Genomic DNA, 13,810 nt, shown 5'->3' with positions numbered 1-13,810 from the left:
TTTCACGAGCGATAGTCCGCGTTGATCTCAATATAGCCGTGGGTCAGATCGCAGGTCCAGACGGTGGATTTGCCCTCGCCCAGCCCCAGATCAACGGCAATGACCAAATCCTGACCTTTCATATAGGCGGCGGCGTCTTCCTCGCGATAGTTGGGGCTGACCCAGCCTTTCTCGGCCACCAGAATATCCCCGAAGGAAATGCTCAGCAGGTCCCGATCCGCTGCGGCACCGGACTTACCGATAGCCATGACCACGCGGCCCCAGTTGGGGTCTTCGCCCGCGATGGCCGTCTTGATCAGCGGAGAGTTGGCGATAGCCAGCCCATGCACCTTGGCATCCGCATCCGAGGCCGCACCAGTCACGCGAATTTCCACGAATTTCGTTGCGCCTTCACCGTCGCGCACCACCTGCTGTGCCAGATCCAGCATGACGCCTTCCAGCGCCTCGGCAAACGCCGCATTGCCGGTGGCGTCCACCCCCGAGGCCCCCGTCGCGCACAACAGCAGGCTGTCCGAAGTCGAGGTGTCGCTGTCGACGGTGATGCAGTTGAACGTCCGGTCCGTCTGCGCGCGCAGCATCGCCTGCAGTGCCGATTGCTCGACCCGGGCATCCGTGAAGATGTAGACCAGCATCGTCGCCATGTCCGGCGCGATCATGCCGGAGCCCTTGGCAATCCCTGCAATAGAGACTGTTTTACCATCGATCTGAACCTGCGCTGAGGCTCCTTTCGGGAAGGTATCGGTGGTCATGATGGCGCGGGCGGCATCCTCGATCGCATGACGGCTGAGCCCCGCCTTCAGCGTCTCAAGCTGAGCCACGATGCGTTCATGAGGCAGCGGTTCACCAATCACGCCGGTTGATGAGGTAAAGACCCGTTCGACCGGAACGCCGGTGGCCTTGGAAACGGCCTGGGTTACTTCTGCCACCGAGGTCTGGCCATAATGGCCGGTGAAGGCGTTGGCATTGCCCGAGTTCGCAACGATCGCTGCCGGTCCTTCGCTGGATCCGCCAATCTTGTTCTGACAATCCAGCACCGGGGCCGAGCGGGTCGCCGAGCGGGTGAATACCCCGGCCACGGATGTGCCCGGATCCAGCACTGCCAGCATGACATCGGTACGACCCTGATAGCGCACACCGGCCTCGACGGTCGCGAAACGCACGCCGTCGATGGCCGGAAGGTCGGGGAAGGCCGCAGGTGCCAGCGGCGACACTTTAGTGATATTGGCCAAGGGGCTTACTCCTGAATCAGATCCAGCTGCCGCATGATTTCCGGACCGGCACCTTCCAGCGCCGGACGCTCGATCTGGGCTTTCTGGGTCAGTTCGTCGATACGGGCCTGAATGGCTTCCTGCTGGATGGTCTGGGCCAGTTCATTGCGAACCTCGGCAAGTTCAGGGGCCTCGGACTTGCGCTGATCGTTCAGGATGATCACGTGCCAGCCGAATTGGGTCTGCACAGGATCCGAGATCTGGCCTACTTCCAGCTCCAGCACGGCGGCCTCAAACTCGGGCACCATGCGGCCCTTGCCGAACCAACCCAGCACGCCGCCATTGGGGCCTGACGGGCCGGTGGACTTTTCCCTGGCGAGCTCCGCGAAATCCGCGCCATCGTCCAGCTGGGTCTTGATTTCCTTGGCCTCATCCTCGGTTTCTACCAGAATGTGGCTGGCCTCGTACTCGTCCTCGCCTTCAAACTCGGCGATCTGCGCGTCATAGGCGGCCTGAATCGACTCGTCCGTCACCAGACCGCCGGTGATTTCGGCAACCGTCTGCACGGCCCTCAGCGAACGTTCCTCGTTCTTGAGTGTCAGGGCGTTGTAGGTGGAAAGGCCTTCCTGTTCCTGGCTGAGCAATTGCTGCTGGACCAGCTGCTCGACGATGAAGTCAAAGAGAACCTGGTCTTCCATCTGCTGGTATTGCTGCGGCAGGCTTGCGGCGGTGGCGATCACGTGACCCAAAGTGATCTCGTCCCCGTTGACGCGCGCAACCACAGTGGTCGCATCCGGCTGGGTCTGGGCGGCCAGTGGCAGGGCCATCACGGCGGTCAGGGCCAGCGATGGCAGAAAAGTGAGGCCTTTGGGCATTGAATTATCCTATTTCCATGCCGCGACAGGGCGCAGCGTTGACACTCTGGAACCTGCCGCTTACATCGCTTTGAAGCCTTGGACAGGGCCGCCTTTCACCCCCCGTATCTATGGGTTGCGCGCAAGGTGGGCAAGCCTGTCGCAACCAAGACAAGAACAGATCCGCTGGAGTGAACATGCTGGGACTCGGAACGCTTGCCAAAAAGGTGTTCGGAACACCGAACGACCGCAAGATCAAGGCGACCCGCCCGCTGGTCGAAAAGATCAACGCGCTGGAGCCGGAGTTTGAGAAACTGTCGGATGAGGGTCTGATCGAGAAGACCAAAGAGCTGCGCCAACGCGCGCTGGATGGCGAGAGCCTGGATGCCTTGCTGCCCGAAGCTTTTGCCAACGTGCGCGAGGGTGCTAAGCGGGCGCTGGGTCTGCGGGCATTCGACGTGCAGCTGATGGGCGGCGCATTCCTGCATCAGGGCAACATCTCGGAAATGAAAACGGGTGAGGGAAAGACGCTGGTTGCCACCCTCCCGGCCTATCTGAACGCGCTGACCGGCAAAGGTGTGCACGTGGTCACGGTGAACGAATACCTGGCCAAGCGCGACGCGGAATGGATGGGCAAGGTTTTCTCGGCCGTAGGCATGACGACCGGTGTGATCTGGTCCGGTCAGCCGGACGAAGAGAAAAAGGCGGCCTATGCCTGCGACATCACCTATGCCACCAACAATGAGCTGGGCTTCGACTACCTGCGCGACAACATGAAGGCGGACCTGAACGACGTCTATCAGAAGCACCACAATTTCGCGATCGTGGACGAGGTCGACTCGATCCTGATCGACGAGGCGCGGACACCGCTGATCATCTCGGGTCCATCGCAGGACCGGTCGGACCTGTATACCGCGATCGATACGCTGATCCCGTTGCTGCAGGACGATCACTATTCGCTGGACGAAAAGTCGCGCTCGGTGACCTTTACCGATGAAGGCAACGAGTATCTTGAGCAGCAGTTGCTGGCAAACGACCTGATCCCTGAAGGTCATTCGCTGTACGACCCCGAAAGCACGACCGTGGTGCATCACGTCAACCAGGGCCTGCGCGCGCACAAGCTATTTCAGCGCGACAAGGACTACATCGTCCGCGACGGCAATGTGGTGCTGATCGACGAATTTACGGGGCGGATGATGCCGGGCCGCCGGTTGTCCGAAGGCCTGCATCAGGCCATCGAAGCCAAGGAAGGCGTGCAGATTCAGCCCGAGAACGTGACGCTGGCCAGCGTGACGTTCCAGAATTACTTCCGTCTTTATGACAAGCTGGGCGGCATGACCGGTACCGCGCTGACCGAAGCCGAGGAATTTGCCGAGATCTATGGGCTGGGTGTGGTCGAAGTTCCGACCAACAAGCCGATCGCCCGTCTGGACGAGGACGATCAGGTCTATCGCACTGCCCCCGAAAAATACGGCGCGATGATCAAGGAAACCAAAAAGGCGGTCGAGAAGGGCCAGCCGGTTTTGCTGGGCACCACCTCGATTGAAAAATCAGAGGTGCTGAGCCAGTTGCTGACCAAGGAAGGCATTCAGCACAACGTGCTGAACGCCCGCCAGCACGAGCAGGAAGCGCAAATCGTCGCCGAAGCAGGTCGTCTGGGTGCGGTGACCATCGCCACCAACATGGCCGGACGCGGTACCGACATCCAATTGGGCGGCAACGTGGAAATGAAGGTTCTGCAGGCACTTGCCGAGAACCCCGAAGCGGACCCCGCCGAACTGCGCGCGGCGGAAGAGGCGCGTCACGCCGAGGAAAAACAGAAGGTGCTTGAGGCCGGTGGCCTGTATGTCATGGCCTCGGAACGGCATGAAAGCCGCCGCATCGACAACCAGCTGCGTGGCCGTTCGGGCCGCCAGGGCGACCCGGGCCGCACCGTGTTCTACCTCAGCCTTGAAGACGATCTGATGCGCATCTTCGGCTCGGAACGGCTGGACAAAGTGCTGACCACACTGGGTATGAAAGAAGGCGAGGCGATCATCCACCCATGGGTGAACAAGTCGCTGGAACGCGCCCAGTCCAAGGTCGAAGGCCGCAACTTTGACATGCGCAAGAACGTTCTGAAGTTCGACGACGTAATGAACGACCAGCGCAGGGTGATTTTCAGCCAGCGGCGCGAGATCATGTCGACCGGTGACCTTTCGGAAATCGTATCGGACATGCGCGAACAGGTGATCGATGATCTGATCGACGAATATATGCCGCCGAAAACCTATGCCGACCAGTGGGACACCGACGGTCTGCACGAGGCGATCAAGGACAAGCTGACCATCGACGCGCCGGTTCAGGACTGGGCCGCCGAGGAAGGCGTCGATGACGAGCAGGTGCGCGAGCGCCTGATCAAAGCCGCCGACGAGATGATGGCCCAGAAGGCCGCCGCGTTTGGCCCCGAGAACATGCGCAACATCGAAAAGCAGGTGTTGCTGCAGACCATCGACGGCAAGTGGCGCGAGCATCTTCTGACGCTGGAACATCTGCGCTCGGTCGTGGGCTACCGCAGCTATGCCCAGCGCGATCCGCTGAACGAGTACAAGAACGAAAGTTTTCAGCTGTTCGAAGGGATGCTGGACAGCCTGCGCGAAACCGTAACCCAGCAATTGTCGCGTGTTCGCCCGCTGACCGAGGAAGAGCAGCGTGAGATGCTGGCCCAGATGGCGGCGCAGCAGGCCCAGGCGCAACAGGCGGTCGAACAGGCCGCCGGTCAGGCCGAAGCAGTCGCAGAAGCCGACGCCTCGGGTGATGCCCGGCCCGGATTTGACGAAAGCGATCCGGCGACCTGGGGTAACCCGTCGCGCAACGACCGCTGCCCCTGTGGATCCGGAAAGAAGTTCAAACACTGTCACGGCAGGCTGACCTAACGTCACCTAAATTCGAACACAATGACTTCGCGTCGCGGTCACAAATTGGCCGCGATTGACCGGGAAAGTGTGACTCGCTCCTTCAACTGGGGAGGGTGTCTTGTTCGTTGTAAGAAACTACGTGACCATGGGTGGCACTGTCGTCTGCGCGCTCGCCATCGGTTACCTGATGCAGAATGGATCTGCCGCGCAACCTGATGGAAATCAGGCCGGTATCTCTGTGGCTTCTGCCGCGGGACAGCCTGTTGGGCTGGCCGGGCTCGAGCAGTTCGCGCTTACCTCGTCTTCTGCAAGCACCGCGTCACTTTCTGCTCCGGCACCCTCGCAGCGCAGCCTGCAACCCGGCCAAACCGGCCCCGAAGTAGTGACCGACTGCAACCTGAGCGCGCGCGCCACCGCAGTGCCCGGTGCAGCGGCAAGGTTGATCGTCAAGGCCCCCTGCCACGCCAACCAACGGATCGAGGTTCATCACAGCGGGCTGGCCGTTTCTCAACAGACGGATGAAAACGGCGCCTTGGATCTGACGATGCCGGTGCTGTCGGAATACGCGATTTTTCTGATTTCCTTCGACGATCAAAAAGGTACGGTGGCAACGACGCACGTGCCGGACATAAGCCAGTACGACCGCGTCGCGCTGCAATGGAAGGGCACGACCGATCTACAGATTCACGCGCTGGAGTTTGGTGCCAGCTATGGCGGTGACGGGCATGTCTGGGCGGACAGCTCGGCAACGGGTGTCGGCGAGGTTGTCCATATGGGCCAGCCGGGTCTTGGCACCACGCAGAATATCGAGATTTATTCCTTCCCTTCCGGCCAGTCTGCGCAATCGGGTGCCATCGGCCTGACGGTCGAGGCTGACGTGACCAAGGCCAATTGCGGCTCGGATCTGAGCGTACAGTCGCTGGAACTGCGCGCCGACCGCCGCCTACGCTCACGCGATCTGGTGCTGAACCTGCCCGACTGTTCGCAGGTCGGAGAGTTTCTGGTGTTGAATAATCTGTTCCAAGACCTGACAATCGCGGCAAAGTAAACCGCAGGCAGGCTCGAAACTCCTATGACATCCTTACGTGCAGCAGTGGCTGCACTTTTTCTGGCAACGCTGGCGCCCGGTGCCCAGGCGCAGGACATCACGCTGACCTCGCATGACGGCAAGGTCGAGGTAACTGGAAACCTGCTGGGATATGATGGCGAGTTCTATCGCATCGACACCCAATTCGGTGAACTGACGGTGGACGGGTCCGGCGTGACCTGCGATGGCCCCGCCTGCCCCAATCTGACCGATTTTGTGGCAGAGGTCCGGTTCTCCGGGTCGTCCGTCATGGCCGAGAAAGTCATGCCTGCCCTGATTCTTGGTTTTGCCCAACAAGAAGAGTTGTCGGCGACCCCATCACGGATTGACTCGGCAACCTTTGCCTACGAGCTGTTTCAACCCGGGCGACCCAGACCTTTGGGGCGGTTCTTCTTTCGCGTGGGCAATACAGGCCGGGGGTTTTCCGATCTGAGCGCGAATGAAACCGATATCGTCATGGCCTTGCGCGAAATCCGTCCGGGTGAGCGACTGGCTGCGGAAGACGCCGGGATGGGCGATCTGACAAAAGCGCGGCGATCCCGGGTCGTGGCGCTGGATGCGATGGTGCCTGTGGTGTCCGCCGTCAACGCAATACGACAGATCTCGCCCACGGATCTGGCACGCGTGTATTCCGGCGAAATCCTGAACTGGGCCGAACTGGGCGGGGCCGATGCGCCGATTGCGCTACATCTGCCGGACATAGGATCGGGCTTGTCCCAGGCCTTCGAGGATCAGTTGCTTGCGCCCGCTGGCGTGGCGCTGTCCGACACGGTCCTGCGGCATGGGCGCAGCAACGACTTGGTTCACGCAGTGGCCGAGGATCCGTTTGCCATCGGAATCGCCAGCCGGGCCGAAGCTGACAAGGTTCGCGCGCTGCCGCTTGCCGGGGGCTGCGGCCACGCGCTGACGGCGACCCGGCAATCGATCAAGACCGAGGATTATCCGCTAACCTCACCTATGTTCCTGTACCTGCCGTCATACCGCCTGCCCCGGATCGCACGACAGTTTCTGGCCTATACCCAAAGCCCGGAAGCTCAGATGGCGATACGGCAGGCCGGTTTCGTGGATCAGGCACCCGAGACCATGCGTATCGGATTGCAGGGGGACCGCCTTGCCAACGCAATCGCAAACGGCGGGGACGAAGTTGGCCTGGACAGCTTGAAACAGATGATCGAAACGCTGCGCCCGATGTCACGCCTGTCGCTGTCTTTCCGGTTCGAGGCCGGGTCTTCGCGCCCGGATGCCCAGTCCCGCGCGAACATTCTGCACTTGGCGCAGGCGCTTGAGGCCGGTGCCTACGAGGCCCGAAAGCTGACCTTCGTGGGATTCAGCGATGGTGACGGGCCAGCGGCGGGGAACGCCCGCATTGCGCTATTGCGGGCCAAAACAGTGCGCAACGCAGTTCTGGCCGCTGTTGAGACCGCGATCCCAGACAGTGTCGAGATCTCGGTCGAAGGGTTCGGCGAAGCCATGCCCATGGCCTGCGACGACACCGAATGGGGCCGCAAGATCAACCGCCGGGTCGAAGTCTGGATCGAGTGACTTCGAATCCCACCGACAGCTACAGATAGCCCTGCGACCGGAAACTCAGCTCTGTCGATTTTCCGATGATAAGGTGATCGTGCAGCACCAGGCCAAGCGCTGTACAGGCATCATGAATGCGATTGGTCATGTCGATGTCGGGCTGTGATGGCGTGGGATCACCTGACGGGTGGTTGTGCACCAGGATCAAAGCCGAGGCATTCAGTTCCAGCGCCCTTTTCGCCACCTCGCGCGGGTAGACGGGAACATGGTCCACCGTGCCCTTGGCCTGTTCCTCATCCGCGATGAGGACGTTCTTGCGATCAAGGTAGAACACGCGAAACTGCTCGGTCTCGCGATGGGCCATGGTGGTGTGGCAATAATCCAGCAATGCGTTCCAGCCCGAGATCACATGCCGTTGCATCACCCGTGCGCGGGCCATGCGATGGGCGCAGGCTTCCAGAATCTTCAGATCCGTGATCACGCTGTCGCCGACACCCTTGATCTGTCGCAACCGTTCTTCGGGCGCGGTCAGCACCCGGTTGAAGTCGCCCAGTTCGTCCATCAGGGCCCGGGCCAGGGGCTTTACGTCCTGTCGGGGGATCGAGCGGAACAGGACCAGCTCCAGCAGCTCATAATCCGGCATCGCTGCAGAACCGCCAGACATGAACCGTTCGCGCAGCCTTTTGCGATGGTCCTTGATATAAGACGGCAACCGGCCTGCCGGCAGCGGCTGCACCGGGGCTTCGTCGTTTTCAAAAAGCATCGGGGCTTCGGCAAAGGCGTCGTTGGTCATACGCGCAGACTGGCGCAGAATTGCTTTCCGAAACGTTAACGCACCTCACCCGCCATGCGCGCCGTGGCGCGGTGCACCACCATGTGCAGCAGGATCGAAAATACACCCAGCGTCAGCATGGCCGCGAACATCAGGTCCGTCTTGGCCCGCCCGTTGGCCAGCAGCATCAGGTTCCCCAACCCCCCGGACGAGCCACCGACCCATTCTCCGATCACGGCCCCGATGGGTGCGTAGACAGCCGCCAGCCGCATCCCCGAAGCCAACGAGGGCAGGGCGGCCGGTATTCGGATATGCCACAAAACTGCGCGCGGGCTGGCCTGCATGGTGCGTGCAAGGTCCAGATATCCTGCCGGAGTGCGCATCAATCCATCAAAAAAGGATGACGTCACCGGAAAATAGATGATCAGCATGGCCATTGCCACTTTCGACCAAAGATCAAACCCCAGCCAAAGCGTCAAAAGCGGTGCCAGGGCAAAAACCGGCAGGGCTTGCGTGAACACCAGCAAGGGTCGCACCAGGATCCGGGTCATGCGCGAACTGGCCAGCGAGACGGCTGTGACAACGCCCAAGGTTACACCAAAAACGAAGCCGGTCAGAACCTCGATGGCCGTCACCCAGGTGTCCTTTGCGATGATCCACCGGTTGTCCCACCATGTTTCGGCGACAATGGCCGGGCCGGGCAGGATGAATTTCGGCCAGCCCGTGAAGGTGACGATGCCCTGCCAGACGACAAGGGCAAAAAGCGCGGCCGCAAGCGGAGACAGGTATTTCATGCTGCCTCCTGTAACAGCAGGCGCAACAATGCGCCTTGCGTGGCCAACGAGTCCGGGTCGTCCACTTTGCGGGGGGCCGGAGCCCGGGGCGGCTGGCATTTGGTCAGCCCGTGCCGGGTCATGACAATAATGGTTTGCCCCAGCCGGGCGGCTTCGGCCGGATCGTGGGTGACCAGCAAAACGGTGCGGCCCCGCAACACCTCGGCCGCGAGATCCTGCATATCGGCGCGGGTTCGGGCATCAAGGGCCGAAAACGGCTCGTCCAGCAATACGAAAGGGCGGTCCTCCATCAGCGTTCGGGCAAGAGCCACGCGCTGGCGCTGACCACCTGACAGTTCCGACGGTTTCGTGGTCAGGTGATCCCAAAGGCGCATCCGTTTGATCAGACGGTCGCGCCGGTTCAGATCGGCCTTTTCCGCCCTCAACTGTGCGCCCAGCGTGATATTCCGAGCCACACTTGCCCAAGGCAGCAACAGATCGTCCTGCGCCATGTACGCGACACGTTCTGGCACCGGCAAGCCATCGTCGGTCGTGATTTGCCCTAAGAACTTCGCCCCGGTCTGCAATCCCGCGATCAGGCGCAGGATGGTGGTTTTTCCGACGCCGGAACCGCCCAGAAGACAGGTCCATTCCCCTGCCGCCAGTGTAAGCGAAAGCGGCGCGAACAGGGTCGCGCCGCCGATTGTGGCCTGTCCGCTGATGGTCAGGGCGAGGGCAGACATCATGGCGTCATGCCCATCTGCCAGAAACTGACTTCAAGTTCGGTCGCGGTGCGGAACGTCCGGCTCAGGCGGTCCCAGCGAGGGGAGGCTTCAAAATCTTGACCAATGCGCCATGTTAGAGCCTGATCGAGCAACTCTCCAACCGCCTTGCATGCAGCGTGATAGTCTTCGCTGGCATAGGCGTTGATCCAGTCCCGATAGGTTTCGGACGTGGCCTCGGTTGCCAGACGCGCGCCAATCTCGCCATAGCCCATGACGCAAGGCGCAAGCGCTGCCAGCAAGTCCAGCAAGTCACCGCTGTAGCCTGCCTCGAGCACAAAGCGCGAATAGGCCAGGTTCTCGGCACGCTCGGGCGTCGCAAACAGGTCCTGCTGTGAAATGCCCGCCGCCTCGCAGACACCGATATGCAGTTTCATCTCTTCGCTGATCAGACCGTTCACCGTGCGCGAGGCGGCCAGCATCTCTTCGTGGGCTTCCGATTTCACCACCGCAAGCGCCCAGGCACGGGCAAAATGGATCAGAAATACACAGTCCTGCCGCAGATAGTGAAGGAATGCCGCGCGCGGAAGCGTTCCGTCCTTCAACCCTTCGACAAAGGCGTGGCGGGTATAATCCCGCCACGGCCCCTGCGCCGCATCGCGCATCAGCGCGAAGGCCTTGCCATATTCATTCATTGCGCAGTCACGTCGATGGCGATGGCGCTGACCGGGTTGATGCTGTCGATCATGCCGCTGTCTTTCAGAAAAACCTCGAACCGGGTGTACCGACCGGCATCGAGCCCGGCCGGGCGCAGGGCAAAACGCGGCAGCGTGTCGAACCAGGCACGGGCATTCAGCTCATCCTGCAGCTCGGGCGAGGTTGCTGCGAAGATTTCCCAGCTTTTTTCGGGGTTGTTGACGATGAACTGTGTTGCCTTTTCCGTCGCGGCCAGAAAACGGGCGATCTTGTCGGTATCCATTGTGTCCGGGTTCGCGACATAGATCAGTTCATCATAGGACGGCACGCCCTCTTCCTCGATATAGAAGCAGGTGCCGGGATGGTCTTCGATGTCCATCTGGTTCAGCTCGAAATTGCGGTAGGCGCCGATCACCGCATCTACCTGCCCCGACATCAGCGACGGCGAAAGCGAGAAGTTGACGTTGATCATTTCGACATCGGTCAGTGCGATGTCATATTTGCCCAGAACGGTGCCCAGAACCGCCTCTTCCACGCCCGCGACAGAAAAGCCGATTTTTTTGCCCTTCAGGTCTGCCGGGGTTTTGACCGGGCCATCTTCCAATACCAGAAGGCAGTTGAGCGGGGTCGCGACTAGCGTGCCGACACGTTTCAGGGGCAGACCCTCGTGGATCTGCAGGTGCAGTTGCGGCTGGTAGGATACAGCCAGATCGGCCTGCCCCGCAGCAACCAGACGCGGCGGTGCGGACGGGTCCGCAGGCGGGATGATTTCAACTTCAAGCCCCTGTTCGGCGAAATAGCCGTTTTCCTGCGCCACGATAATGGGGCCGTGATCGGGGTTGATGAACCAGTCCAGCAAAATGGTCATCTTGTCGTCAGCCCAGGCCGGCGCAGCGGCCAGCAGCGATATGACTGTGATCAGTTTCTTCATAACTCGCGTTTCCTTCCTGTTCACGAGGTTGAGGCCGCGACGAGGACAATCTCGCCCGGCCAATCCGATTGAATCCGTTCGGCTGCGCGCCACGCCCGAAGACCAGTGGCGCAGCAAAGGGCCAGTCTTTTCCCTTGTTTAGGATCTATGTATGGCAATCCTTCGGGCGTTAGCCGTTCCGCGCCGGGGTGTATCGGAACCAGCGCTTCATCCGTGCCGCGAAGTTCGATGATCCGGTCTTCGGCCGTGAGTTGGCTGGCAGACAGGAAACGGAAACAGCTTGCGGGTTCTGGCGCATCATCGAAACGGAAACTGTTGCTGCGCAGGGTGCGGGCATCAAAGTTCACCATCTGGCCCAGCGGCGATGGTTGCAGGCCCAGGATCACGCTCAGCGCCATTTGCACCTGCATCGCGCCGATCACACCGACAACCGGACCCAAAACACCTGCTGAGGCGCAGCTGGCACCACTGTCGGGCGCGTCTGGAAACAGCGCCCGTAAAGACGGCGCGCCGCCGCAAAAGCCGCCCACATAACCTAAAAACCCGAGCACCGAGGCACTGATCAGCGGCTTTCCCTGTGCCAGACAGCTGTCCGACAGGACATAACTGGCCGCATAACTATCCGCACAATCCAGGACCACATCCGACCGCGACACCAGATTTGCCGCGTTTTCGCATGTCAGGGCCTGGCTTTGGCTGGTGACTTCAAGCTTGGAGTTGAGGTCGCGACAGCGCCGCGCCGCAACTTCAGCCTTTGGCAAGCCGACATCCCGTTCCGTGAAAAGCGTTTGCCGGTGCAGGTTCGACAGATCAACGACATCGCCATCAACAACCATGATGTGACCCACCCCTGCCCCTGCCAACAGCGGCAGAACCGGCGCAGCCAGCCCTCCGGCTCCGACGACAAGTACTCGTGCAGCGGACAGGCCCGCCTGCCCTTCGGGCCCCACTTCGGGCAGGATCATCTGGCGTTCGTAACGGTTCATCGCGTGGTGTCGATCCATTCGCGTACCCGCGCTTCGGGGTCAGGGTTCAGCGTGATGTCGGTTACTGCCGCGACAATATCGGCCCCAGCCTCGAACACGCCCGGCGCGCGCTCGACGGTCATTCCACCAATGCCGACCAATGGGATACGCCCCACCCGCGCTTTCCATTCGGTCACGCGGGGCAGACCTTGCTGCCGCCACTTCATCTTTTTCAGGATGGTCGGATAGATAGGTCCGAGCGCCACATAGTCGGGGTCCATCGACAGAACCCGCTCAAGCTCATCATCGTCATGGGTTGAAACACCAAGTTTCAGGCCTGCCCGGCGGATGGCATGCAGATCGGCATCATCCAGATCCTCCTGCCCCAGGTGGACCCAGTCGCAGCCTGCCTCTATTGCCTGCTGCCAATGGTCGTTCACGACCAGTCGGGCGCCGTGGCTGCGGCACAGTTCGAGCGAGATCATAATCTGGGCGCGCACCGCATCGTCCGGTTGGTCTTTGATCCGCAACTGCACCAGTTTGACGCCCAGAGGCAGCATCCTGTGCAGCCAGTCGGAGTGATCGAAGATCGGATAGAACCGGTCCAGCGTCATGACAGAAATGCCTTTCCGATCACGGGGGTTGAGGGTTCAGCCATGTCGCGTGCCTCGATCGGGTCGGCCTTATGGGCCAATTGGCCGGCCTGAATCGCCAATGCCATTGCACGCGCCATCTCGACCGGATCACCGGCACGGGCCACCGCCGTGTTCAGAAGAACAGCATCATAGCCCAGCTCCATCGCATGCGCGGCGTGGCTTGGACGGCCGATACCGGCATCAATGACAAGCGGTACATCGGGAAACGCAGCCCGCAGCGCCCGCAGCGCATATTCGTTGTTCAGACCGCGCCCGGACCCGATGGGCGCGCCCCACGGCATCAGAATCTCGCAACCCGCCTGCAACAGGCGTTCACCGACGATCAGATCGTCCGTTGTGTAGGGAAAGACCTGAAATCCATCTTCCGTCAGGATGCGGGCGGCTTCGACCAGTTGAAACACATCCGGTTGCAGGCTGTCGGTATGACCGATCAGTTCCAGCTTGATCCAATTGGTCTGAAAAACCTCGCGCGCCATCTGGGCGGTTGTCACAGCCTCTTTCACCGTGTGGCATCCGGCGGTGTTGGGCAGGACAATGACACCCAGGTCGCGGATCATCCGCCAAAAGCTCTGCCCGGCCCCACCCGCGCCTTCACGGCGCAGGGATACCGTGGCAACACCGGCCCCGCTGAGGCGAAACGCTTGTTCCAGAATGGCCGGACTGGGATACTGCGCCGTGCCCAGCATCAGCGGATTGGGCAGTTCTGTGCCGTAAAAGGTCTTCAC

Annotated in this window: 13 protein-coding genes; 3 read left to right on the top strand and 10 right to left on the bottom strand. The window is 61.0% G+C overall.

Annotation, left to right across the window (positions count from 1 at the left end; genetic code table 11):
- Positions 1-2: 2 nt before the first annotated feature.
- Together argJ and ACR0FE_RS08240 are read right to left on the bottom strand one after the other, a co-directional pair.
- Entirely contained in the window at positions 3-1,229 is a 1,227-nt protein-coding gene (argJ, locus tag ACR0FE_RS08245; RefSeq protein ID WP_480912310.1) for a bifunctional glutamate N-acetyltransferase/amino-acid acetyltransferase ArgJ, read from the bottom strand.
- A 5-nt stretch (positions 1,230-1,234) separates the two neighbouring features.
- Positions 1,235-2,083, bottom strand: coding sequence for a peptidylprolyl isomerase (locus tag ACR0FE_RS08240; RefSeq protein WP_170612657.1), 849 nt, complete (start codon positions 2,081-2,083; stop codon positions 1,235-1,237).
- A gap of 176 nt (positions 2,084-2,259) precedes the next feature.
- Between ACR0FE_RS08240 and secA the strand changes: the two genes are divergently transcribed.
- From secA to ACR0FE_RS08225, 3 genes are all read left to right on the top strand, one after another.
- Positions 2,260-4,977 (top strand): preprotein translocase subunit SecA, encoded by a 2,718-nt coding sequence (secA, locus tag ACR0FE_RS08235; RefSeq protein WP_480912307.1) that lies wholly within the window; start codon positions 2,260-2,262, stop codon positions 4,975-4,977.
- A gap of 100 nt (positions 4,978-5,077) precedes the next feature.
- The gene (locus ACR0FE_RS08230; protein WP_480912305.1) at positions 5,078-6,007 is read left to right on the top strand and encodes a hypothetical protein; all 930 of its coding nucleotides are present in this window, start codon (positions 5,078-5,080) and stop codon (positions 6,005-6,007) included.
- Positions 6,008-6,031: 24 nt separating this feature from the next.
- A complete protein-coding gene (locus tag ACR0FE_RS08225) occupies positions 6,032-7,588 on the top strand; it encodes a phosphate ABC transporter substrate-binding/OmpA family protein (protein ID WP_170612663.1) in 1,557 nt (518 codons plus the stop codon).
- A gap of 19 nt (positions 7,589-7,607) precedes the next feature.
- On the opposite strand, the gene radC is transcribed toward ACR0FE_RS08225, so the two are convergent.
- From radC to ACR0FE_RS08185, 8 genes are read right to left on the bottom strand one after another with little or no spacing between them, the layout of a single operon-like run.
- Positions 7,608-8,363 (bottom strand): RadC family protein, encoded by a 756-nt coding sequence (gene radC / locus ACR0FE_RS08220; protein WP_170612664.1) that lies wholly within the window; start codon positions 8,361-8,363, stop codon positions 7,608-7,610.
- Positions 8,364-8,398: 35 nt separating this feature from the next.
- Positions 8,399-9,136, bottom strand: a complete 738-nt coding sequence (locus ACR0FE_RS08215) for an ABC transporter permease (protein WP_170612665.1) — start codon at positions 9,134-9,136, stop codon at positions 8,399-8,401.
- A complete protein-coding gene (locus tag ACR0FE_RS08210; protein WP_480912301.1) occupies positions 9,133-9,861 on the bottom strand; it encodes an ABC transporter ATP-binding protein in 729 nt (242 codons plus the stop codon). The genes ACR0FE_RS08215 and ACR0FE_RS08210 overlap by 4 nt, the downstream gene beginning before the upstream one ends.
- Positions 9,858-10,532 carry a thiaminase II gene (tenA, locus tag ACR0FE_RS08205; protein ID WP_480912298.1) on the bottom strand — a complete coding sequence of 225 codons (675 nt, stop codon included), beginning with the start codon at positions 10,530-10,532 and terminating at the stop codon, positions 9,858-9,860. The genes ACR0FE_RS08210 and tenA overlap by 4 nt, the downstream gene beginning before the upstream one ends.
- Positions 10,529-11,464, bottom strand: coding sequence for an ABC transporter substrate-binding protein (locus ACR0FE_RS08200; RefSeq protein ID WP_480912295.1), 936 nt, complete (start codon positions 11,462-11,464; stop codon positions 10,529-10,531). The genes tenA and ACR0FE_RS08200 overlap by 4 nt, the downstream gene beginning before the upstream one ends.
- A gap of 20 nt (positions 11,465-11,484) precedes the next feature.
- Positions 11,485-12,450, bottom strand: coding sequence for a HesA/MoeB/ThiF family protein (locus tag ACR0FE_RS08195; protein WP_480912462.1), 966 nt, complete (start codon positions 12,448-12,450; stop codon positions 11,485-11,487).
- Positions 12,447-13,043 (bottom strand): thiamine phosphate synthase, encoded by a 597-nt coding sequence (locus ACR0FE_RS08190; RefSeq protein ID WP_480912292.1) that lies wholly within the window; start codon positions 13,041-13,043, stop codon positions 12,447-12,449. Before ACR0FE_RS08190 ends, ACR0FE_RS08195 begins: the two co-directional genes overlap by 4 nt.
- Positions 13,040-13,810, bottom strand: a complete 771-nt coding sequence (locus ACR0FE_RS08185; protein WP_480907268.1) for a thiazole synthase — start codon at positions 13,808-13,810, stop codon at positions 13,040-13,042. The genes ACR0FE_RS08190 and ACR0FE_RS08185 overlap by 4 nt, the downstream gene beginning before the upstream one ends.

This window comes from Ruegeria sp. K7 (genome assembly GCF_056531785.1).
This window is presented reverse-complemented; position numbering and strand designations above follow the sequence as displayed.